Source organism: Paenarthrobacter sp. PAE-2 (assembly GCF_026013155.1).
Classification (GTDB): Bacteria; Actinomycetota; Actinomycetes; order Actinomycetales; family Micrococcaceae; genus Arthrobacter; species Arthrobacter ureafaciens.
On the sequence record NZ_JAPDNV010000013.1, the window covers coordinates 57176 to 78939 of the forward strand.

The following is a 21764-nucleotide window of genomic DNA, read 5'->3' on the forward strand; positions in this document are numbered from 1 at the left end:
TCAGGCCCCTGCCTTGGTTACTGTGACCCGCGGCTCGTCGGCGCCGGACACCAGCACCTCAAGCTCCAGGGTCAGGGTCTCAGTCTTGACGAGCCCGGCATTGGCCTGCAGCGCCTCAACCACATCCTGCTGCGCCTCCACCGTGGTCTTGATGCGGTCGCTCACGTTCAATCCGGCGTCCTTGCGCGCCTGCTGGATTGCACGGACCATGTCACGTGCCAGGCCTTCGGCGGCAAGCTCGGGTGTGACCTCGGTGTTGAGCACCACGAAACCGCCGCTCGGTAGAACGGCAGCCGCGGCAGCTCCGCCGTCGGGCGTTTCAGCCACGACGGTTTCGAGCGTGTACTCCTGGGGCTCCAGCTCGAGTCCACCGGCCACCACCACGCCGGCGTCGTTGACCGACCAATCGCCCGACTTGGAGCCCTTGATGGCCTGCTGGACGTTCTTGCCCAGGCGCGGACCGGCCGCACGGGCGTTGACCACCAGCTTCTGCTGGATGCCGAACTCTTCGGGCGAAGCCGCAGCGGTGTCCAGCAAGCGCACGGAGCGAAGGTTGAGTTCATCGGCGACGACGGCGGCGAAGCCTTCCAGCGCGTCAGCACCGGGTGCCACGACCGTCAGTTCCTGCAGCGGCAAGCGGACGCGCAGGTTCGCTGCCTTGCGCAGGCTGGACCCGGTGGAGCAGATTTGCTGCACGCGGTCCATGGCCTCCACGAGCTCCGGGTTTGCCGGGAACAGTGCAGCATCAGGCCAGTCGGCCAGGTGCACGGAACGGCCGCCGGTCAGGCCGCGCCAGATCTCCTCAGTGACGAGCGGGAGCAGCGAGGCTGCCACCCGGCACACCGCTTCCAGGGCCGTGTAGAGGGCATCGAACGCGTCAACGTTCTCGTCGAAGAAACGCTGGCGGCTGCGCCGGACGTACCAGTTGGTGAGCATGTCCAGGTAGCTGCGCAGCTCATCGCAAGCACCGGAGATGTCGTAGGTGTCCAGGCTTTCGGTGACGTTGCGGACGAGGTCGCCGGTGTTGGCCAGGAGGTACTGGTCAAGGGTGTCGGAGTATCCGTCGTAACGCAGCTTGGAATCGTAGCCCGAACCGCCATTGGCAGCGTTCGTGTACAGCGTGAAGAAGCTGTACACATTCCACAGCGGCAGGATGACCTGGCGGACGCCGTCGCGGATGCCCTGCTCGGTGACGATCAGGTTTCCGCCGCGAAGGATGGGGCTGGACATGAGGAACCAACGCATGGCATCGGAGCCGTCGCGGTCCAGGACCTCGGAAACGTCAGGGTAGTTGCGCAGGCTCTTGGACATCTTCTGCCCGTCCGAGCCCAACACGATGCCGTGGCTGATGACGTTGCGGAAGGCCGGGCGGTCGAACAACGCCGTGGACAGGATGTGGAGCATGTAGAACCAGCCACGGGTCTGGCCGATGTACTCCACGATGAAGTCCGCGGGGTTGTGGGTGTTGAACCACTCCTCGTTCTGGAACGGGTAGTGCACCTGGCCGTAGGGCATGGAGCCGGAATCGAACCACACGTCCAGCACGTCTTCCACGCGGCGCATGGTGGACTTGCCTGTGGGATCGTCCGGGTTGGGGCGGGTCAGTTCATCGATGAACGGCCGGTGCAGGTCCACCTGGCCTTCGTTGTTGACGGGAAGGCGCCCGAAGTCGGCCTCCAGTTCAGCCAGCGAGCCGTACACGTCCGTGCGGGGGTACTCGGGGTCGTCCGACTGCCACACGGGGATGGGCGAACCCCAGTAACGGTTGCGGCTGATGGACCAGTCGCGGGCGTTCTCAAGCCACTTGCCGAACTGGCCGTCCTTGACGTTGCCCGGGATCCAGTTGATGTCCTGGTTCAGTTCGGACATGCGGTCCTTGAACTTGGTGACTTCCACGTACCAGGAAGATACGGCGCGGTAGATCAGCGGGTTCCGGCAGCGCCAGCAGTGCGGGTAGCTGTGCTCGTAGCTGGCTTGGCGGACCAGGCGGCCATCGGCGCGCAGGACCTGGGTGATGGGCTTGTTGGCATCGAAGACCTGCAGGCCAACGATGCCCGCGAGCTCACCGTGGGCGAACAAAGGCAGGAACTTGGCGCCCTCGTCAACGGAGAGGACAACCGGGATGCCGGCCTCTTCACACACCTTCTGGTCATCCTCGCCGTAGGCCGGAGCCTGGTGGACGATGCCTGTACCGTCCGTCGTGGTGACGTACTCAGCCACCAGGATGCGCCAGGCATTCTGCGTACCGTACTTTTCGGCGTCGGCGAAGTCGTTCCACAACGGCTCGTACTCGAGGCCCGCCAACTGGGAGCCTGTGTACGTAGCGGTGACGGCGGCAGCCGCGGCCGCCGCGCCAGCGGCACCATCACCGTACCCCAAATCCTTGGCGTAGGACGCCACAAGGTCAGCTGCCAGCAGGAAGCTACCCGTGACCGGCGCTTCGGCAGCAGCGGCCTTGATGCCGTTCGGCCCGGCAGGCAGGACTGCGTAGGAGATGTCGGGTCCGACGGCGAGCGCCAGGTTGGTGGGAAGCGTCCAGGGCGTGGTCGTCCAGGCGAGCGCCTGGACACCTGCGAGCGCCTGCGAGACCTCGGACTCCCCCGCCTTGATGGGGAACGTGACCGTGACGGTCTGGTCCTGGCGGTTCTTGTAGACGTCGTCGTCCATGCGCAGCTCATGGTTGGAGAGCGGGGTTTCGTCTTTCCAGCAGTACGGGAGGACGCGATAGCCGTTGTAGGTCAGGCCTTTTTCGTGGAGTTGCTTGAAGGCCCAGAGCACGGACTCCATGTATTCGACGTTCAGCGTCTTGTAATCGTTGTCGAAGTCCACCCAGCGGGCCTGGCGGGTGACGTAGGCCTTCCATTCGTTGGCGTACTTCATCACGGATGCCCGGCAGGCGTCGTTGAATTTGTCGATGCCCATGGCTTCGATCTGGGTCTTGTCCGTCATGCCCAGTTGCTTCATGGCTTCGAGCTCGGCGGGGAGTCCGTGGGTGTCCCAGCCGAAGCGGCGTTCGACGCGCTTTCCGCGCTGGGTCTGGTAGCGGCCTACGAGGTCCTTGGCGTAGCCGGTGAGGAGGTGGCCGTAGTGGGGCAGGCCGTTGGCGAAGGGCGGGCCGTCGTAGAAGACGAACTCGTTGCTGCCGGCTGTCCCCCCGGGAAGGTCGGCTTCGCGTTGGTCGATGCTTGCCTGGAAGGTGCCGTCCTGGTCCCAGTATTTGAGGATGCGCTCTTCGATTTCCGGAAATTTCACGGAGGCGGACACGCCGTGCGTGCCGGAAGGCGATGCTGAGGCCTTGGGGTAGTGGGTCATCTCATATCCTGGTGATAGCTGGTTGACTGTCAGGATGCGAGGACGGCTCCCATGCTGCTTTTTCGACAGCGCAGGTACCGCGGTACCACCTCACTTACCGGAAATGATTTCCCGGCCGCTCATTACTGCTGTGACGGGCTTACCCGTCCGGTTCTACTGGGCACTGTTGGCTGTGGGCTTGCAGTGCCGTTCTTCCGGAAGCTCACCGGTGATGGCCGGGTCAAAGCTGCTTCCATCAGTCTAGCGGCAGCGAAGCCCCATGCTCCACTTGAAGGTTCATCCCTTGGGAGGACCGTGTTTGCCGGAGCCGCTGCATAGACTCGACCGCATGACTGAAGCTGCTGCCCTGCCGGTTGTCCGTTCCCGGCGGCCGGGGGCGCCGCGTGTTTGGACGGTATTGGCGCTGCTGGTGGTGTTGCCAGTGGTGGTTCTGTCGGTTTTCCGTGCTGTCCCGGCAGAGTGGCCGTTACTGGTTGTTCAGTTGGTGGCGTTCACGCCGTGGCTTGTGGTGCCGGCGGGGCTGGCGCTGATGCTTGCTGTGGCCGGCCGGCGGGCTTGGGCGGTGCTCACGACGGCGGTTGTGCTGGCGGTTCAATTGTTCTGGCTGTTTCCGTTGGACTACGGCCGTCCGGAAGCCCTTCCGGAGGGACGGCAGGCGGTTCCGGTGACGGTCATGACGCTCAACTCGGAATTCGGCCAGGCTGATGCGGATGAGGTGGTTCGCCTGGTCCGGGAGAAATCCGTCCAGGTGCTGGCAGTGCAGGAGTTCTCGCAAGCCTTGCAGGACCGGCTTGAGCAGGCCGGGCTGCCCAAGACTTTGCCGCACTTGGTCAGCGATCCAACCGACGACGCCGCCGGAAACGCCGTGTACTCGGTGTTTCCCCTTGAGTACGCCGGCCGCTTGCCGGACTCACCCTTCCACATGCCAGTGGTGAGGGTAGACGCGCGCCTGGACGGACTCAGCGCGGCTTTCACCCTCACCAGTGTCCATACCCTGCCGCCTGTGGACGAACGGCTGGCACAGTGGCGAAGCGACCTCGAGTCGGCTGCCTGGCAAGCCGGAGCTGCGGGCCGGCAGGTTTTCATGGGTGACTTCAACGCCACGTACGATCACCGGGAATTCCGCGACTTCCTGGCTTCCGGACGTGACGGGTCAACCTTGGTGGATGCGGGTGTGGTGTCGTGGGGCCGTCTTTCCCCCACGTGGCCCATGGAAGGCCCGGCCCTGCCCGGCATTGTCCTGGACCACGTGGTCACTACTCCACAGATCAGCAGCACCGGCTACGCAGTGCACAGGGTTGCGGGGACGGATCACGCTGCCCTTGTGGCTACGCTGCAGGTCCCTGCCCGGTAACGCAGCCCGGCTCAGCTAGTTCTCTTTGCGGATGAGCTTGTGGTTGGCGGCCTGGGCCACGGGGCGGACAGTGATGTGGTCAAGGTTGATGTGGTGGGTCAGGGATACCGCGTACTTCACGACGTCCGCTACGTCCGCCGCCGTCAACGGCTTCTCCACTCCGGCGTAGACCTTGGCCGCCGCGTCCTTGTCCCCCAGGCGGTTCAAGGCGAATTCCTCGGTCTGGACCAGGCCGGGCGCTACCTCGATGACCCGGACGTTGTTCGCCACTTCTTCAAGCCGCAAAGCATTGGTCATGGCGTGTTGGGCGAACTTGGCTGCGTTGTAGCCGGCGCCGCCTTCGTAGGCCGAAAGCCCCGCGGTGGACGTCAGGTTGAGGACAGTGCCCTCGCCCGTGGCCCGGAGCATGGGCAGAAAGGCCCTGGTGATCTTCATGGTTCCCAGCACGTTGACCTGGTACATCCATTCCCAGTCCTCTGTGCTGGCGTTGGCAATGGTGTCGGCCCCGCGGGCGCCCCCGGCGATGTTGATGAGCGTGCCTGCTCCCCCGGTGTCAGCCACGGCGGCAAGGAGGGCCGCGACGTCGTCGTCACTGGTGACATCGGCAGCGAACGGCACTGCCCCTGTTTCGGCGGCCAGCGCCTCGAGGCGTTCGGCGCGGCGGGCCACGGCGAAGACCTTCCAGCCATCGGCGGCGAGGGTCCGCACCGTGGCCTCCCCGATGCCCGTGCTGGCGCCCGTTACTACTGCGGTTTTGTTCTGCGTCTGTGCTGCCGAAGTCATGGGACCACCCTACAGAGCGATCCCGCCGCAGCCGAAGGCAAACTGTAACGGCGGACCATGAAACAATTGAGCCATGGCTGAATCAACGCAGGGTACAGACACGCCCGCCACCGCCCCGATCAACGTTCCCGACAAGCCGGCCCTTGAAGGCCTGGAGGCTGCCTTGACGCAGCGCTGGCTCACGGAAGGAACCTACAAGTTCAACCCGGACACCACCCGGGAGCAGGTCTACTCGATCGACACTCCCCCGCCCACCGCATCCGGCTCGCTGCACGTGGGACACATGTTCTCCTTCACCCAGACGGACGTCCAGGCCCGCTACATGCGCATGACGGGCAAGAACGTCTTCTACCCCATGGGCTGGGATGACAACGGCCTGCCTACGGAGCGCCGCGTCCAGAACTACTACGGTGTGCGTTGCGATCCCGCCATCCCCTACAACGCCGATTACCGGCCGCCTGCCCAGCCGGCCAAGAACCAGCGCGATTTCGACGTCGTTTCCCGCCAAAACTTCATCGAACTGTGCGAGGAACTCGCCGTCGAGGACGAGAAAGTCTTCGAGAACCTTTTCCAGACCCTTGGCTTGTCGGTTGACTGGAACCTGACCTACCGGACCATCGACGACACCTCCCGCGCCGTATCCCAGCGTGCCTTCCTCGCGAACCTCGCCGCCGGTGACGCCTACATGGCAGAAGCCCCTACGCTGTGGGATGTCACCTTCCGCACGGCTGTGGCCCAGGCCGAGCTCGAGGACCGGGAAGTCCCGGGCGCCTATTACCGTTACCCCTTCTTCACCGAGGACGGGGACAAGATCTTCATCGAGACCACCCGTCCCGAACTCCTGGCCGCCTGCGCCGCGCTGGTGGCGAACCCCGACGACGAGCGCTACCAGCCCTACTTCGGCAAGACGGTCACGTCTCCGCTGTTCGACGTCGAGCTCGAAGTCAAGGCCCACCCCCTCGCCAAGGCTGACAAGGGCTCGGGCATCGCCATGGTCTGCACCTTCGGCGACCTCACCGACGTCACATGGTGGCGCGAGCTGCAGCTGCCCACCCGGGCCATCATGGGCCGCGACGGCCGCATCATTGCCGAAACCCCCGAGTGGATCACCACCGAGGCAGGCAAGGAAGCCTACGCCGCAATTGCCGGCAAGACGGCGTTCTCCGCGAAGGAAGCCGTCGTGGAACTCCTGAAGGCCGCGGACCTCCTGGACGGCGAGCCCAAGAAGATCACCCACCCCGTGAACTTCTTCGAAAAGGGCGACAAACCCCTTGAGGTCGTCACCTCACGCCAGTGGTACATCCGCAACGGCGGACGCGACGAGGACCGCCGTGAACGCCTGATCGCCCGCGGCCAGGAAATCAACTTCCACCCGTCCTTCATGCGTTCCCGGTACGAGAACTGGATTGCCGGCTTGAACGGCGACTGGCTGGTCTCGCGCCAGCGGTTCTTCGGCGTGCCCATCCCTGTGTGGTACCCGCTGGATGCCCAGGGCAACCCGGACTATGACAACCCGATCCTGCCCTCCGACGACATCCTTCCCGTGGATCCTGCCGCCGACGCCGCCCCGGGTTACGACGAGTCGCAGCGCGACCAACCGGGCGGCTTCACCGGTGACGCGGACGTCCTGGATACCTGGGCCACTTCTTCGCTCACCCCGCAGATCGTTGGCGGCTGGAGCCGGGACGAGGACCTTTTCTCCAAGGTCTACCCGTTCGACCTCCGCCCCCAGGGCCACGACATCATCCGCACTTGGCTCTTCTCCTCCGCTGTCCGGGCCGATGCTCTGCAGAAGAGCGCACCCTGGAAGCACGCGGCCATTTCCGGATGGATCCTCGACCCGGACCGGAAGAAGATGTCCAAGTCCAAGGGCAACGTGGTGGTACCCACCGATGTGCTTAACGAATACGGCTCCGATGCCGTGCGCTACTGGGCCGCTTCCGCAAAGCTCGGCGCGGACACCGCCTACGAGATCGCCCAGATGAAGATCGGGCGCCGCCTGGCCATCAAGCTGCTCAACGCCTCCAAATTCGTCCTCAACTTGGGAGCAACCGAGAACTCCGTGGTCTCCGCCGATCTCTCGGTCCTGACCAACCCCTTGGACCGGGCGCTCCTGGCGCAGCTCGCCGACGTGGTGGCCCAGTCCACCAAGGCGTTCGACAACTACGACTACGCCCGCGCCCTCCAGATCACCGAATCGTTCTTCTGGCAGTTCACCGACGACTACGTCGAGCTCATCAAGGACCGTGCGTACGGAGCGGCCGGCGACGCCGAGCAGGCCTCCGTTTTGGCGGCCCTGGCAACCACGCTCGATTCCCTCCTGCGCCTCTTCGCCCCCTTCCTGCCCTTCGCCACCGAAGAGGTGTGGAGCTGGTGGCGGACCGGTTCGGTTCACCGCGCAGCCTGGCCGGCAGCCTTGGAAATCGCCGACGGCGACACCACCATGCTGGGCACGGTCGGCTTGGCGCTCAGCGGCATCCGCAAGGCCAAGTCCGAGGCCAAGGTCAAGCAGCGCACCGAGGTGCTTTCAGCCTCGATCACGGCCAACGAGATGCTCATTGCACAGCTGAAGGCCGGTTTGGGCGACTTGAAGGCCGCCGCCAACGCCCAGGAGATCAGCCTCCAGTCGGGTGAAGGTGACCTGGCTGTCAGCGACGTTGTCCTGGCCCAGCCGGAAGAGGCGCCGGCCTCGTAAACAGGCAACGGCTTCGTAGCCGGTTGCGGCCCAGCAGTTTTCGGGCAAAGGGGAAGCCCCATCAGCGTTTTGCCGTTGGTGGGGCTTCGACTTTTCGGCTGTCCGGTGACGGCTTGACAGTCTGGCGGAATCCTTGGAATTTCAGGTCGTCCTACCACGTCACTGGTAGCTTGTTTCCAACTTTGCCAAAGGCTGCGTTGGTCGCAATCACTGAATCTTCGGTTTCCGTGTCCAGCTTCTTTCGAAGTTGGTAAGAACTATTGTTGTCCCGCGTTTGGGCTTGCGCAAGGTCTTTGCGGGAACTACAGAATTGTAGTTTTCGGACACGTCTACCAGCAGGTTTCCGGACTCGTTTTCCAGACTCCATTTCCAATGGGGTTGTGGCAGAGTTATGCCATGCCGGAACTGCCCGAAGTGCACGGCCTGTGCACCTACCTGGACACCCAACTTCGCGGAGCCGAACTGACGGGCGTGCGCATCAACTCCATTGCCGCGCTCAAGACTGCGGATCCTCCGTATGACGCCCTTGAGGGCCGCACGATTGAAGGCGTCCAACGGTTCGGCAAATTCGTGTGCCTCGACGCCGGCGGAATGTTCTTCGTGTTCCATTTGGCCAAGGCCGGATGGGTCCGCTACACCGAGCACCCGTCATCTGCAGCCCTGCGCATGGGCAAGAGCAACATTGCTGCGCGCTTACTGTTCCACCGGTCAGCAGATGACACCCACATCGGGTTGGACCTGACGGAGGCCGGAACCAAGAAGAGCCTCGCAATATACGTGGTCCGTGATCCGCAGGACGTTCCGGGCATCGCCAGCCTGGGGCCGGAACCGCTCAGCCCGGATTTCGACGTCGACGCCCTGGCGGCGATCGTCCGGTCCAGTTCCCAGCAAATCAAGGGCCTGCTGCGCAGCCAAAGCGTCATTGCGGGTATAGGCAATGCTTACAGTGACGAGATCCTGCACGCCGCGAAGATCTCACCTTTCGCCATCGCCAAGTCCTTGGACGAGGAGCACATTTCCAGGCTCTACGACGCCATGCAGGAGGTCCTGGTGAGTGCGGTGACCGCTGCCTACGGCAAGCCGTCGAGCGAATTGAAGGACACCAAGCGAAGCAACTTCCGGGTTCATGCCAGGACCGGCCAGCCCTGCCCCGTGTGCGGGGACGCAGTAAGGGAGGTGTCCTTCGCGGACACCTCCCTGCAGTATTGCGCTACCTGCCAAACCAACGGCAAGATCCTTGCTGACAGGAGGACCTCACGGTTCCTGAAGTAGCCGGGGTGGCTGGTCAACCGTGAGCTAGTTGAATTCAGGGCTTTCAGTGCGGCTCCGCTTGAGCTCGAAGAAATGCGGGAAACCAGCCAAGGCCACCGTGGCGTCCCAGAGCTTGCCCGCATCTTCGCCGCGGGGAATCCGGGTCAGTACCGGGCCGAAGAATGCCGTCCCGTTGAAGGCAACCACAGGCGTTCCCACGTCCTGGCCCACCAGTGATATCCCGGCCTCGTGGCTGGCCCGCAGTTGGGCATCGTATTCGTCGGAATCGGCAAAGCGGGCCAGTTCCGCCGGTAGGCCCACTTCTGCCAGGGCTTTACGGATCACGGACGGGCGGTCCTTGTTGCCCTCATGGTGGATCTCTTCGCCCATGGCGTCGTAGAGGGGCTTGACGTATTCACTGCCATGGAGTTCCTGCGCAGCGATGATCACCCGCACAGGACCCCAGCTCTGATCCATCAGCGCCCGGTAGTCTTCCGGCAGATCGCGGCCTTCGTTCAGCACGGAGAGGCTCATGACGTGCCATTCGGTCTCGATGCCGCGGACCTGTTCAACCTCGCCGATCCAGCGTGAGGTGATCCAAGCGAAAGGGCATGCGGGGTCGAACCAGAAGTCGGCTTTGTTGACTGCTTGATCTGTCGATGTCTTTTCAGGCACAAGAAACTCCTCGGAAGGGTGAAAACGGCACGCGGAAACGTGAGATGCGGAGGATCAACCTCCTGTGGGCTGCAACCGGCGCTTACGCCGACTTATTCCGGCGCTTGGCCACGACGTCGTGCGCGATCATGGTCGGCTGCGCCTTCTTGGCCACGACATCGGCGGTGATGACCACCGTGGCGATGTCGTCCCGGCTGGGTAGATCGAACATGACGGGAAGCAGGACTTCTTCCATGATGGCCCGCAGTCCGCGGGCTCCCGTCCCGCGCTCCAACGCCTGGTCCGCAATCGCATCCAGGGCGTCGTCGTCGAACTGCAGCTCCACACCGTCGAGTTGGAACATCTTTTGGTACTGCTTGACCAAGGCGTTCTTGGGCGTGGACAGGATCTGGATCAAAGCCGGCCTGTCCAGGTTGGACACCGTGGTAATGACGGGAAGGCGACCAATGAACTCAGGGATGAGGCCGAACTTCAGCAGGTCCTCAGGCATGACTTCCCCGTAGGAGTCCACGTTGTCCCGGACTTCGTTGAGCTGGGCGCCGAAGCCTATGCCTTTGCGGCCCGACCGCGAACCGATGATGTCCTCCAGCCCGGCAAAAGCACCGGCCACGATGAAAAGGACGTTCGTGGTGTCGATCTGGATGAATTCCTGATGCGGATGCTTGCGGCCACCCTGGGGCGGTACCGAGGCCACGGTGCCCTCAAGGATCTTCAGCAGTGCTTGCTGCACGCCCTCGCCGGACACATCGCGGGTAATCGAAGGGTTCTCGCTCTTGCGGGAGATTTTGTCGATCTCGTCGATGTAAATGATTCCCTGCTCAGCCTTCTTGACGTCGTAATCCGCGGCCTGGATGAGCTTGAGCAGGATGTTCTCGACGTCCTCGCCAACATACCCGGCTTCGGTCAGGGCTGTGGCGTCGGCGACGGCAAAGGGGACATTAAGGCGGCGGGCCAGGGTCTGGGCCAGGTACGTCTTGCCGCAGCCCGTGGGGCCGATGAGCAGGATGTTGGACTTGGCGATCTCCACGTCCTCGTGGTGGGCGCCGTCGCCAAGGCTGCCGCTCTTGGGGGCGTGGCCTGCCTGGATCCGCTTGTAATGGTTGTAGACAGCCACGGCAAGGGAACGCTTGGCCGGCTCCTGGCCAATGACGTACTCCTGGAGGAAATCGAAGATCTCCCGGGGCTTGGGAAGTTCGAAGCTGCCCAGATCCGATACTTCTGCCAGCTCTTCTTCAATGATTTCGTTGCAGAGCTCGATGCACTCGTCGCAGATGTACACGCCGGGCCCGGCAATCAGCTTCCGAACCTGCTTTTGGCTCTTTCCGCAGAAAGAACACTTCAGCAGATCCGTGCTCTCGCCAATCCGAGCCATGTGGGAATCCCTTCGTTGCATGCGGGTGATGCGGCTCCGCGCCGTACTCAAGTGTGCGGCCTTGCCGCGGTCGGCACCACCGTGACTTCTTCCACTCTAGGTCACAAAGTGCCGCTTGGGTGGAAACAGAACGCCGGTGCGGTCCATATTTCGCGAACCGCACCGGCGTCGATTTCCGTGTGCTACCGGGCGATAGCCTGGGGCTTGATCTTCCGGGAATCCAGGACCTGGTCAATCAGGCCGTAGGCCCGGGCTTCCTCGGCGGTAAGGATCTTGTCCCGCTCGATGTCGTTGTTGACCTGCTCGGAGGTCCGACCGGAGTGCTGGGCCAGGGTGTCTTCCAGCCAGGTACGCATACGCATGACCTCCGCTGCCTGGATTTCCAGGTCGGATGCCTGGCCGCCCTGGCCACCTGAGAGCGCCGGCTGGTGGATCAGCACGCGGGCGTTCGGAAGCGCCAGCCTCTTGCCGGGCGTGCCGGCCGCCAGCAACACAGCTGCGGCACTGGCAGCCTGGCCAAGGCAGACCGTCTGGATCTCCGGCCGGATGTACTGCATGGTGTCGTAGATAGCCGTCATGGCCGTGAACGAACCGCCGGGCGAGTTGATGTACAGCGTGATGTCGCGGTCCGGGTCGGTGGATTCAAGGACCAGCAACTGGGCCATGATGTCATCGGCCGATGCGTCATCAACCTGCACGCCGAGGAAGATGATCCGGTCCTCGAAGAGCTTGGTGTACGGGTCCTGGCGCTTGAAGCCATAGGGCGTGCGCTCTTCGAACTGGGGCAGGACGTAGCGGCTGGTAGGAAGATTGCCGGCAGACCATCCGAAGTTGTAGTTCATGTCAATTGCTCCTGGTTTCAGTGGTTCTAATGCCGGCTAGTTGTTGTTGGAGTCCGACTGGTTTGCCGTTCCGCCGCCTCCGGCCACGGAACCGGCGTGTGCCGAGATCTTGTCGAAGAAGCCGTATTCCAGCGCCTCGGTGGCCGTGAACCACTTGTCGCGGTCGTTGTCCTTGAGGATGGTTTCGACAGTCTGTCCCGTCTGCTCCGCGGTCAGTTCGGCCATGACCTTCTTCATGTGGAGGATCAGCTCAGCCTGGATCTTGATGTCCGATGCCGTGCCGCCAATTCCGCCGGAAGGCTGGTGCATGAGGATGCGGGCGTTGGGGGTGGCGTAGCGCTTGCCCTTGGTGCCCGAGGAAAGCAGGAACTGGCCCATGGACGCGGCAAGGCCGGTTGCGACCGTGACGACGTCGTTCGGGATGAACTGCATGGTGTCGTAGATGGCCATGCCGGCGGTCACCGAGCCACCCGGGGAGTTGATGTAAAGGTAGATGTCCTTCTCCGGGTCTTCGGCCGAGAGGAGGAGAAGCTGTGAGCAGATGGCGTTGGCGTTCTCATCGCGGACCTCGGAGCCGAGCCAGATGATGCGCTCTTTCAGCAGGCGGTTGTAGATGTAGTTGTCCTGGGCCGCGGGATCGACAGTTGCCATCCGGGGAGCCTCTGATTGCTGTGACATAAGTACTTACCTCTCGCTGGTGCCAGTGACCTCACTGAACTTCACTACATTGGACACTAACCGCTTTGGCCGGCGTTTTGTTCGCCGGAATCGCACTGTTCGCTGACGGCGCACGGGAGGGCCCGGGCCTTGTGTTCTGCCCTTAAAGCGAACCGGCCCCGGATCCAAGGATCCGGGGCCGGTTGAAGCCGTATTAGAACTTCACTGCTGCGGGGTCGTCGCTGGAGACGGTCTCTGCTTCAGCCTCGGCTTCTGCAGTTTCTTCAGCGGCAACTTCACCGGCAGGGCGCACGAAGTCGGTCAGGTCAACCTTGTTGCCTTCGGAGTCCACAACCTCGGCCTGGCCCAGCACTACTGCCAGTGCCTTGCGGCGGCGAACCTCGGAAACCATCATGGGGACCTGGCCGCTCTGATCGATGATCTGGGCGAACTGGTTGGGGTCCATGCCGTACTGGCTGGCGGTGGTGACGATGTAGTCGATCAGCTCGTTCTGGCTGACGTTGACTTCTTCCTTGTCCGCAATGGCGTCGAGGATGACCTCGTTCTGGAAGGCGCGCTCAGTGTTTGCCTTCACCTCTGCGCGGTGCTCCTCGGTGTCGTGGTCGCCTTCGCCGTGGGAGTTTTCCTGGGTGAAGTGGGCCTCGACCTGCTCTTCGACGACGGATGCCGGGACGGGAACCTCAACCAGCTCGACGAGCTTGTCCAGGACCTTGTCGCGGGCTTCCACGCCCTGGCCAACAACCTTGGACTCAGCGGCCTGCTTGGCGAGGTCTTCGCGGAGTTCAGCCAGGGTGTCGAATTCGGATGCCAGCTGTGCGAAGTCATCGTTTGCCTCGGGAAGCTCGCGCTCCTTGACGGCCTTGACTACTACCTTGACCTGGGCGGCTTCGCCGGCGTGCTCGCCACCAACGAGGGTGGTGTCGAAGATCGCTTCCTCGTCGGCGGAGAGACCGGAAACAGCCTCGTCCAGGCCTTCGAGCATGGTGGCGGAACCAACCTGGTAGGACAGGCCGGAAGCGGAATCGATCTCTTCGCCGTCAATCGAGGCGGTGATGTCGATGGTGAGGAAGTCATCGTTCTGCGCCGGGCGCTCAACGGACTTGAGGGTGCCGAAGCGGCCACGGAGTTCATCCAGGGCCTTGTCAACGTCAGCGTCGGAGGACTCGGCTGCAGCAACCTCTACCTTGATGCCAGCGTAGTCGGGCAGTTCGATCTCGGGACGGACGTCAACCTCGACCTGGAACTTGAGTTCGCCGTCGGTAGCGGACGGATCCGGAACCTCGGTGATTTCCACCTCGGGACGGCTCAGCGGGCGCACTCCGGTTTCCTGGACAGCAGCCTGGTACCAGCCATTGAGGCCGTCGTTGATAGCCGTCTCCAGAACGTAGCCGCGGCCGACGCGCTGGTCGATGAGCTTGGAAGGAACCTTGCCCTTGCGGAATCCGGGCACCTGGATCTGCGAAGCAACGGTCTTGTACGCGGCATCGATGCTCGGCTTCAGTTCCTCAAAGGGAACCTCAACATTGAGCTTGACCCGCGTTGCGGTGAGGTTCTCGACAGCGCTCTTCACAGTCTAAGTACTCCTGAATTGGTGGGTATGGGGTTCTGCCGCACTCAAGGAAAAGAATGCGAAACACAGAGTCGGGGTGACAGGATTTGAACCTGCGACTTCCTGCTCCCAAAGCAGGCGCTCTAGCCAAGCTGAGCTACACCCCGAATGCACAGGACAGTCTACGGGCAAGAGCGCCGCGAATGCACATTTGACAGCGCCGCCCGAATTAGGTTTAGTTATATCCGGCTTGAACAGCCAACCGGAAAGAAGCCCTGAACAGGGAATCCTTCTGGGGACGTAGCTTAATGGTAAAGCCTCAGTCTTCCAAACTGATTACGCGGGTTCGATTCCCGTCGTCCCCTCCAAGGAAGAAGGCCTCCGATCCCAGGATCGGAGGCCTTCTTGCGTTGTGCCGGACCATCGTCCCCGGAGGCTCAGGCCCGGCGGGGAAGCTCAGACCTGGCAGCCCGGGCACCAATAGAGTTTGCGGGCTCCTATTTCCGCCATGCCCACGATTGTCCCGCACGCGCGGCAGGGCAATCCGTGCCGCTTATAGACAAAGTGGGCGTCGGCGTCGGACACCATGGGTGCACCTTCGGTCCACAGAGCCGGGGGCGTCGTCACAATCCTGCCGTCGCGGACGCCGTCGGACATGGTGGACACGGCATCGTCCCAGAGGCGGCCGGCAGTTTCGACATCCACGGCCGCTCCGGGCGTCCAGGGATCCACTGCCTGCCGGAAAAGGACTTCCGCGCGGTAGATGTTTCCGACTCCCGCGAGGACGGACTGGTCCATCATCAGGAGCGCGACGGCGGTCTTCCGCTTGCGCAGCCGGCGGATGAACTCATCGCGGTCCCCCGGAAGGTTACGGAGGGGATCCGGCCCCAGGCGGTCAAGTACCTTGGCCGCCTCATCGGACGTCACTACGGCGCAGGTGGTCGCCCCTCGGAGATCGGCCCAGCCATGGTCCGACACGAGGCGGACGCGCACGGCCCCTACCGGTTCCGGCGGCCCGGAGTATTCCGCGTCCCCACCGGCAGGCCCGGATTCACGCTCACCGATCCTGCGCGGTGCTCCGATGCTCGAGGCACCCGTAAAGGAACTGTCCCCGCCGAAGCTCCACGCACCGTATAAGCCCAGGTGGACGTGGAGGTAGAGCCCGTGGTCGAAGGCCAGGAACAACTGCTTTCCGTGGGCGAGCGCCTCCACCAGCACGTGTCCGTCCAACAGCGCGGCGCCTTCGGTGAAGCGTCCCTGCGGACTGCTGACATGAAGGCGCCGGCCGACGAAGACATCCTGGAACTGGCGGGCCAGCCGGTGGATGGAATGACCTTCAGGCACTACTCGACGATCTCGCCCGTGGTCTCGTACACAGCGATCTTTCCAATGCGGCGGACATGGCGCTCGTCATTGCTGAACGGTTCCTGCAGGAACGCTTCGATGATTTCGGTGGCTTCGTCGACGCTGTGCTGCCGGCCGCCTACAGCCACGACGTTCGCGTCGTTGTGCTCACGAGCAAGCTTGGCGGTGGAGAGGTTCCATGCCAAGGCCGCGCGGACTCCCTTGACCTTATTGGCGGCAATCTGTTCGCCGTTGCCCGATCCGCCCAGCACGATGCCCAGCGCATGGACTCCGGCTGCCTGGTCGGCAACGACGGCTTCCCCGGCATTGATGCAGAACGACGGGTAGTCGTCCAGGGCGTCATATTCCCTGGGCCCGTGGTCCACAACCTCATAGCCCTTGGCCGTGAGGTAGCTGACCAGGTGTGCGCTGAGTTCCATGCCTGCGTGGTCCGTAGCGATGTGGACGCGGGGAGTAGTCACTGTAGTCCGTTCTTTGTGGAGCGCCGGTAAGCCGCTGGGCAGGTGCACAGCCCGGGCCAGGCGCGGCGGGGAGGGATGCTTACCTAGATTACCGTGACCGGCTTCATTGGGGCTGCCCGTCGTCATGGGCCCGGGCAGCGGCCCGGTTGAGGATTCCGGCCAACGTATCAGCTGCTGCCGCCGTTCCGGCGCTCAGGGCCACCCGGCCGCCGTTGAGTTTCCTGACGACGACGGCGGGCCCGCTGCTCACCAGCATCGCGGTCGCGTCGTCGTGGTGCCGAAGGCCCCAGCCGCCGTAGTCGGCAGCTTTGACGTCGGCGGGTGCCGCTGCGGCAATATCGACGGCGGGAACGCTCAGCACCGGGACGAGTCCGCCGGCCAGCACCCGAAGTCCTCCCCTGTCCGCACGGACACGGGCGAAAAGGAAGCCCGCACCCAGCAGCGCCACGGCGGCCACCAGGGCTCCGAGCCAGGGCAGCGCCACGGCAATCAGGGCTGCCGGGAACAGGGCAGAAACGATGATCATGATGAACACTGAACTGCGGGCGTGGACCCAGATCCGGAGGGTGTCCCGGGTCAGGTCCGGATCGGCAAGCAGCATCCGTTCGGTTTCCAGGGCCTGGTCGTCCTCAGGGGTCCAGCGGGCATCGGGCTTGAAGGCGAACATCATGACGACACCCAGCGCCAGGGCCGCGCCGCTTCCCATGGCCAGGACGATCGGGTCCACATGGGACACTCTGGCCTCCCCGATCCCCGACTGGCCGACCAGCCCGGCAGCGAGCACCGTGGTGACGAAGAGACTGACCATGAGGCCCAGCCCCATCATGACCCGGCGCATGACAACGGGCCGGGAGAGCGGAACGGCCTGCATGAAGGCGAGCCAGCCAAACAAGGTGATCATGGCTGCGCCGCCGGCAACATAGGCGCCGAAGGGCGCAAAGGCGCTTCCGCCGTCGGCATTCCACATGACAGCCACAGGGTCCGGGAGGCTGTTCCTCAACATCTGGGCGCAAACAACGAAGCCGATGGCCAGCAGAAGCGGAAAAAACAGCGCAAACCGCAAAGCGCGGGTGTCAAGAGAGTCGCGAAACGTTCCCATGGTTCCAAACTACTCCGGAGCATCGACATGCAGGGAGTGGACTCCACGACACCGTACGGGCATCCCTTGCGATCGCGGCAGAGAGTGAAAGAATGACTTCACACCAGCGGCGGGAGAACCGACCGGCCGCCCAGTCCAACTTCCGGAGGCACATTTGCCAGGCCTTAATCTCACGCGCGGGGAAGCCGCGAGCCGCGCTGAACTCCTCAACGTCGAGTCGTACAACGTCACCCTGGACCTGACCAAGGGGCCGACCGTCTTCGGCTCCACCACCACCGTCCGTTTCTCGGCCCGCGCCGGAGCCTCGACCTTCATCGATGCCATTACCGACACCGTCCACAGCGTTACGCTGAACGGCACGGAACTTGACCCGGCGGTCGTTTCCGACGGCGTCCGGATCCAGCTCCCCGACCTCGCCGAAGACAACGAACTCGTCATTGTTGCCGATGCTCCCTACATGAACACCGGCGAGGGCCTGCACCGCTTCGTGGACCCCGTGGACGGGGAGGTATACCTCTATACGCAGTTTGAAGTGCCCGACTCCCGGCGCATGTTCGCCGTCTTTGAACAGCCCGACCTGAAGGCAAGCTTCACTTTCACCGTCACGGCTCCGTCACACTGGGACGTGGTCTCCAACTCCCCCACGCCTGCCCCGGAAACCATTGAGGCCGGGGACGACGGCGGTGCGCGCTCAGTGTGGAAGTTCGCCCCCACCCCCCGGCTCTCGTCGTACGTCACCGCACTGATCGCCGGCCCGTACCAATCCGTACGCTCGGAAGTGACAAGTTCGGACGGCCGGGTGGTCCCGCTGGGAGTATTCGCCCGGAAGTCCCTCATGCAGTACCTCGACGCCGACAACATCTTCGAGCTGACCCGGCAGGGCTTCGAATTCTTCGAGGCGCAGTTCGGCTGCCCGTACCCGTTCGAAAAGTACGATCAGCTCTTCGTGCCGGAGTTCAACGCCGGTGCCATGGAAAACGCCGGTGCCGTCACTATCCTCGAAGGCTACGTTTTCCGCGGCAAGGTCACCGGCGCCCAAGTGGAGCGCCGCGCTATCACCGTCCTGCACGAACTGGCCCACATGTGGTTCGGGGACCTCGTCACCATGCGCTGGTGGAACGACCTCTGGCTGAACGAGTCCTTTGCCGAATACATGTCCCACCTCGCAGCGGTGGAGAACACTGAATTCGACCACGCGTGGACCACGTTCGCCTCCGTGGAGAAGTCCTGGGCTTACCGCCAGGACCAACTCCCCACAACGCATCCCATCTTCGCGGACATCAACAGCCTCCAGGACGTGGAGGTCAACTTCGACGGCATCACCTACGCCAAAGGCGCTTCAGTGCTGCGCCAACTGGTGGCCTGGGTGGGCCCGGAACAGTTCATGGCCGGGGTCCGGACCTATTTTGCCAAGCATGCCTGGGGCAACACGGAACTTTCGGACCTTATGCAGGAGCTCGAAGCCGCCAGCGGCCGTGACCTGGACCAGTGGGGCGGGTTGTGGCTTGAGACTGCGGGCGTGAACACGCTCGCCCCCGAGGTCACTGTTGATGAAAACGGCGTCATCACCGGATTTGCCATTCTCCAGACCGCCGTCGCCGAACAGCCCACCATCCGCCCGCACCGCCTGGCGGTGGGCTTCTACGACGTCGTCGACGGCAAGCTTGAGCGCGTCCACCGCGAAGAGCTCGACGTCGACGGCGCCCGCACGGAGGTCCCCACCCTGGTGGGCAAGGCCCGGCCCGACCTTGTCCTCCTCAACGACGACGATCTCGCGTACGCGAAGGTAAGGCTTGACCCGGAGTCGCTCGCCACCGCGAAGGCCCACCTGAAGGACTTCACCTCAAGCCTTCCCCGCACCTTGGTGTGGGGTTCGGCGTGGGATGCGGCCCGCGACGGCGAGACTCCCGCCCGCGGCTACGTGGACCTGATCCTGGCCAACATCGCCCACGAGACGGACTCGTCGGTGATCCTCGTCCAGCTCCGCCAATTGGCAACGACCCTCACTTACTACGTGGCCGCAGAGCACAAGGAGGAAACGGCAGTCAGGGCCGCCGACCGCTTGTGGGAGCTCGCTTCCAGCGTGGAAGCCGGATCCGATGCCCAGTTGCAGTTCGTGAAGTCCTACGCCCAGATCTCACGCAGCGACTCCCAACTGGACCGGATCCAGGCCCTCCTCGACGGCACGTCAACCTTGGAAGGCCTGACTGTGGACCAGGACATGCGGTGGGAACTGCTGACAGCACTGGTAGTCGGCGGCCGCCACGGGCAGGACCGGATCGAGGAAGAACTCGAGCGGGACAACACCTCCAACGGCCACAACGCAGCCGCCCTCGCCAAGGCTGCGATACCAACCGCAGAGGCCAAGGACGCTGCATGGGAGTCGATCGTGGTCAAGGGCGAGCTCTCCAATGCACTCCAGTCCTCAGCCGTTGCCGGCTTCACCCGTGTTCCGGACACCGCGCTGCTGGAACCGTTCGCGGAGAGGTACTTCCAGGCAGTACCTGGAATCGTGAAGGAACGGACCCATGCGCTGGCCCAGCAAATCGTAGTAGGCCTCTACCCCGCCCAGCTGACCACCCAAGCCACCATCGACCGGACGGACGAGTTCCTGGCGGCTTTGCCGGAAGACAGCGCGGCGCTCAGGCGCATGATGCTGGAGAACCGCGACGCCGTGGCACGCGCCCTGCGCGCCCGGGCCGCCGACGTCGACTAGCCGTTCGCCTCCTCCCATGCGGACAGTCTGCGCTGGCTAGACTGTCCGCATGGGCCTGAATGAACACCATTACGCGCTGACCGTCCGCTGGACCGGAAACCGCGGTGACGGCACGGCAGGCTACCGGGCCTACTCCCGGGACCACGACGTCGTTATTCCCGGACTACCGACGTTGAAAGGGTCAGCCGATCCCACGTTCCACGGTGACCGGACACGCTACAACCCTGAGCAATTGCTGCTGGCAGCTTTGGCCCAGTGCCACATGTTGTCCTTCCTGCACGTCGCGGTCAAGCACGGTGTGGTGGTCACCGGATACGAGGACAATGCCGAGGGGCTCATGAAGCTCAACCGGGACGGCAGCGGGCAATTCGAGTCGGTAACCCTCAAGCCCCGCGTCACCATCGTCGATGCCGTTGATGAAAGCCTCATGTCGCAGCTTCACCACGAAGCCAACCAAGTCTGCTTCATCGCGCGCAGCGTCAATTTCCCCGTGCTTCACGAACCAACCACGACGACGACGGCTGCCTAGCCGGGTGGCCCGCCGCTGCGGTCCCTCCAGAGCTCCAGCAGCCTGCGTTCCGTCGGACGGCTCAGGCCCGCCCTGCGTTCGCGGTCGAGGCCCCTGTTCCGTTCGTCCTCAAGGGTGTCCTTGAGGGTTTCCTGCCAGGGCCGCAGCGCAAGGCCTGCCGCGACGGCGGCTATGTTGTTCCGGGCCTGGAACCCTTCGTGCCCTGGCGGCAACCACAAGGGAAGCGAGTCCGGGCCGGCCCAGTAGTCGATCCCCTGCTGCACCAGCCAGTCTTCGCTGACGGGGACAACTTCTTCCGTAGCCCCGGACGCACTCCGTGACGCAGCGATATACCCCGCAAAGGGAACCACTTCCCCCACAGCGTTGAAGGTTCCCGACAGTCCCCGGTCCGCACCGTAAAGAACCCAGGCTGCAACGTCCCTGACGTCGACGATCTGGGTCGGTGAGTCCGGAATGTCCGGGACCAGGACGGGGCCGGCCTTCGCGGCAAACCGGGCGGGCCAATAACCGTACCTGTCCGAAGCATCCCCGGGACCTCCGATCAGGCCGGGCCTGAGAATGTGGGCCTTCTCCCCTGCTGCCCGGCGCGTCATCTCCTCGATGGCTGACTTTGACTCGCCGTACGTCTCCGGCGTTCCGTGTTCTCCTTCCGGCAGGGGTTGGAGCAATCCGGCGTCCTCTGCTGCGCCGGGAACCGACGGATCGGCATAGACGGAGCAACTCGAAACGAACGTCCAATGCCCCGCCCGGCCGGCCAGGGCGTCAAGGGCTGCCTTCGCGAAGACCGGATCCCGGGCCACCTCCACTACCTCATCCCAGTGACCGTCGAGGTCCGTGAAGGCCGCCGCGCCAACGGCGCGATCCGCACGGACCCACGTGGCGCCGTCGGGCACTGCCGCGGAAGTACCGCGCGCCAGGCAGGTGACCTCATGCCCGGCGGCGAGGGCTTGCCGCGTGATTTCAGCGGACAGGAAAGCCGTACCACCCAGGACGAGGATTCGCATGCGGCCACGCTACGGCGCGATCATGCAACGGCGCTAGGGTTAATGGTGGACAGAGTGTTCACCCCTGGGAGAACACGGG

General features: G+C 63.7%; 16 protein-coding genes and 2 tRNA genes. 6 read left to right on the forward strand and 12 right to left on the reverse strand.

Features of this window, described 5'->3' with window-relative positions; genetic code table 11:
* Entirely contained in the window at nucleotides 1-3312 is a 3312-nt protein-coding gene (gene ileS / locus OCL88_RS10475; RefSeq protein ID WP_264962461.1) for an isoleucine--tRNA ligase, read from the reverse strand.
* A gap of 328 nt (nucleotides 3313-3640) precedes the next feature.
* Between ileS and OCL88_RS10480 the strand changes: the two genes are divergently transcribed.
* A complete protein-coding gene (locus OCL88_RS10480) occupies nucleotides 3641-4666 on the forward strand; it encodes an endonuclease/exonuclease/phosphatase family protein (protein WP_264962462.1) in 1026 nt (341 codons plus the stop codon).
* A gap of 15 nt (nucleotides 4667-4681) precedes the next feature.
* On the opposite strand, the gene OCL88_RS10485 is transcribed toward OCL88_RS10480, so the two are convergent.
* Entirely contained in the window at nucleotides 4682-5449 is a 768-nt protein-coding gene (locus tag OCL88_RS10485) for an SDR family oxidoreductase (RefSeq protein WP_243541012.1), read from the reverse strand.
* A 73-nt stretch (nucleotides 5450-5522) separates the two neighbouring features.
* On the opposite strand from OCL88_RS10485, the gene valS reads away from it, so the two are divergent.
* Nucleotides 5523-8144 (forward strand): valine--tRNA ligase, encoded by a 2622-nt coding sequence (gene valS / locus OCL88_RS10490; protein WP_264962463.1) that lies wholly within the window; start codon nucleotides 5523-5525, stop codon nucleotides 8142-8144.
* Nucleotides 8145-8540: 396 nt separating this feature from the next.
* Nucleotides 8541-9416, forward strand: coding sequence for an Fpg/Nei family DNA glycosylase (locus tag OCL88_RS10495; protein WP_264962464.1), 876 nt, complete (start codon nucleotides 8541-8543; stop codon nucleotides 9414-9416).
* Nucleotides 9417-9440: 24 nt separating this feature from the next.
* Here OCL88_RS10495 and OCL88_RS10500 read toward each other — a convergent pair whose 3' ends face one another.
* The 6 genes from OCL88_RS10500 to OCL88_RS10525 all read right to left on the reverse strand — a co-directional run bounded on the left by OCL88_RS10500 (nucleotide 9441) and on the right by OCL88_RS10525 (nucleotide 14678).
* Nucleotides 9441-10070, reverse strand: coding sequence for a DsbA family protein (locus tag OCL88_RS10500; RefSeq protein WP_021470697.1), 630 nt, complete (start codon nucleotides 10068-10070; stop codon nucleotides 9441-9443).
* An 82-nt stretch (nucleotides 10071-10152) separates the two neighbouring features.
* The gene (clpX, locus tag OCL88_RS10505; protein ID WP_021470698.1) at nucleotides 10153-11442 is read right to left on the reverse strand and encodes an ATP-dependent Clp protease ATP-binding subunit ClpX; all 1290 of its coding nucleotides are present in this window, start codon (nucleotides 11440-11442) and stop codon (nucleotides 10153-10155) included.
* A 182-nt stretch (nucleotides 11443-11624) separates the two neighbouring features.
* Nucleotides 11625-12284 (reverse strand): ATP-dependent Clp protease proteolytic subunit, encoded by a 660-nt coding sequence (locus OCL88_RS10510; protein ID WP_021470699.1) that lies wholly within the window; start codon nucleotides 12282-12284, stop codon nucleotides 11625-11627.
* A gap of 36 nt (nucleotides 12285-12320) precedes the next feature.
* The gene (locus OCL88_RS10515) at nucleotides 12321-12935 is read right to left on the reverse strand and encodes an ATP-dependent Clp protease proteolytic subunit (RefSeq protein WP_021470700.1); all 615 of its coding nucleotides are present in this window, start codon (nucleotides 12933-12935) and stop codon (nucleotides 12321-12323) included.
* A 220-nt stretch (nucleotides 12936-13155) separates the two neighbouring features.
* Nucleotides 13156-14532: a trigger factor gene (gene tig / locus OCL88_RS10520; protein ID WP_021470701.1), complete on the reverse strand. Its 1377-nt coding sequence runs from the start codon at nucleotides 14530-14532 to the stop codon at nucleotides 13156-13158.
* A 71-nt stretch (nucleotides 14533-14603) separates the two neighbouring features.
* A tRNA-Pro gene (locus OCL88_RS10525) sits at nucleotides 14604-14678 on the reverse strand.
* 127 nt (nucleotides 14679-14805) lie between these two features.
* Between OCL88_RS10525 and OCL88_RS10530 the strand changes: the two genes are divergently transcribed.
* A tRNA-Gly gene (locus tag OCL88_RS10530) sits at nucleotides 14806-14879 on the forward strand.
* An 88-nt stretch (nucleotides 14880-14967) separates the two neighbouring features.
* On the opposite strand, the gene OCL88_RS10535 is transcribed toward OCL88_RS10530, so the two are convergent.
* From OCL88_RS10535 to OCL88_RS10545, 3 genes are all read right to left on the reverse strand, one after another.
* Nucleotides 14968-15855: an Fpg/Nei family DNA glycosylase gene (locus OCL88_RS10535; RefSeq protein ID WP_264962465.1), complete on the reverse strand. Its 888-nt coding sequence runs from the start codon at nucleotides 15853-15855 to the stop codon at nucleotides 14968-14970.
* Nucleotides 15855-16337 carry a ribose-5-phosphate isomerase gene (locus tag OCL88_RS10540; protein ID WP_166185410.1) on the reverse strand — a complete coding sequence of 161 codons (483 nt, stop codon included), beginning with the start codon at nucleotides 16335-16337 and terminating at the stop codon, nucleotides 15855-15857. The genes OCL88_RS10535 and OCL88_RS10540 overlap by 1 nt, the downstream gene beginning before the upstream one ends.
* A 103-nt stretch (nucleotides 16338-16440) precedes the next feature.
* Entirely contained in the window at nucleotides 16441-17436 is a 996-nt protein-coding gene (locus OCL88_RS10545; RefSeq protein ID WP_264962466.1) for a hypothetical protein, read from the reverse strand.
* 154 nt (nucleotides 17437-17590) lie between these two features.
* Here OCL88_RS10545 and pepN point away from each other — a divergent pair, with 154 nt between their 5' ends.
* The gene (pepN, locus tag OCL88_RS10550; RefSeq protein WP_264962467.1) at nucleotides 17591-20152 is read left to right on the forward strand and encodes an aminopeptidase N; all 2562 of its coding nucleotides are present in this window, start codon (nucleotides 17591-17593) and stop codon (nucleotides 20150-20152) included.
* 49 nt (nucleotides 20153-20201) lie between these two features.
* On the forward strand, nucleotides 20202-20681 hold the full coding sequence (locus OCL88_RS10555) for an OsmC family protein (RefSeq protein WP_264962468.1): 480 nt from the start codon (nucleotides 20202-20204) through the stop codon (nucleotides 20679-20681).
* Here the strand turns inward: OCL88_RS10555 and OCL88_RS10560 are convergent.
* A complete protein-coding gene (locus OCL88_RS10560) occupies nucleotides 20678-21685 on the reverse strand; it encodes an NAD-dependent epimerase/dehydratase family protein (protein ID WP_264962469.1) in 1008 nt (335 codons plus the stop codon). The genes OCL88_RS10555 and OCL88_RS10560 overlap by 4 nt on opposite strands.
* Between the last annotated feature and the right edge of the window lie 79 nt (nucleotides 21686-21764).

Excerpts from the sequence above, each read along its gene's own strand:
- ileS (WP_264962461.1), bottom strand. The coding sequence starts at position 3,312 with ATGACCCACTACCCCAAGGCCTCAGCATCGCCTTCCGGCACGCACGGC.
- OCL88_RS10480 (WP_264962462.1), top strand. The coding sequence starts at position 3,641 with ATGACTGAAGCTGCTGCCCTGCCGGTTGTCCGTTCCCGGCGGCCGGGG.
- OCL88_RS10485 (WP_243541012.1), bottom strand. The coding sequence starts at position 5,449 with ATGACTTCGGCAGCACAGACGCAGAACAAAACCGCAGTAGTAACGGGC.
- valS (WP_264962463.1), top strand. The coding sequence starts at position 5,523 with ATGGCTGAATCAACGCAGGGTACAGACACGCCCGCCACCGCCCCGATC.
- OCL88_RS10495 (WP_264962464.1), top strand. The coding sequence starts at position 8,541 with ATGCCGGAACTGCCCGAAGTGCACGGCCTGTGCACCTACCTGGACACC.
- clpX (WP_021470698.1), bottom strand. The coding sequence starts at position 11,442 with ATGGCTCGGATTGGCGAGAGCACGGATCTGCTGAAGTGTTCTTTCTGC.
- OCL88_RS10510 (WP_021470699.1), bottom strand. The coding sequence starts at position 12,284 with ATGAACTACAACTTCGGATGGTCTGCCGGCAATCTTCCTACCAGCCGC.
- OCL88_RS10515 (WP_021470700.1), bottom strand. The coding sequence starts at position 12,935 with ATGGCAACTGTCGATCCCGCGGCCCAGGACAACTACATCTACAACCGC.
- OCL88_RS10545 (WP_264962466.1), bottom strand. The coding sequence starts at position 17,436 with ATGGGAACGTTTCGCGACTCTCTTGACACCCGCGCTTTGCGGTTTGCG.
- OCL88_RS10555 (WP_264962468.1), top strand. The coding sequence starts at position 20,202 with ATGGGCCTGAATGAACACCATTACGCGCTGACCGTCCGCTGGACCGGA.
- OCL88_RS10560 (WP_264962469.1), bottom strand. The coding sequence starts at position 21,685 with ATGCGAATCCTCGTCCTGGGTGGTACGGCTTTCCTGTCCGCTGAAATC.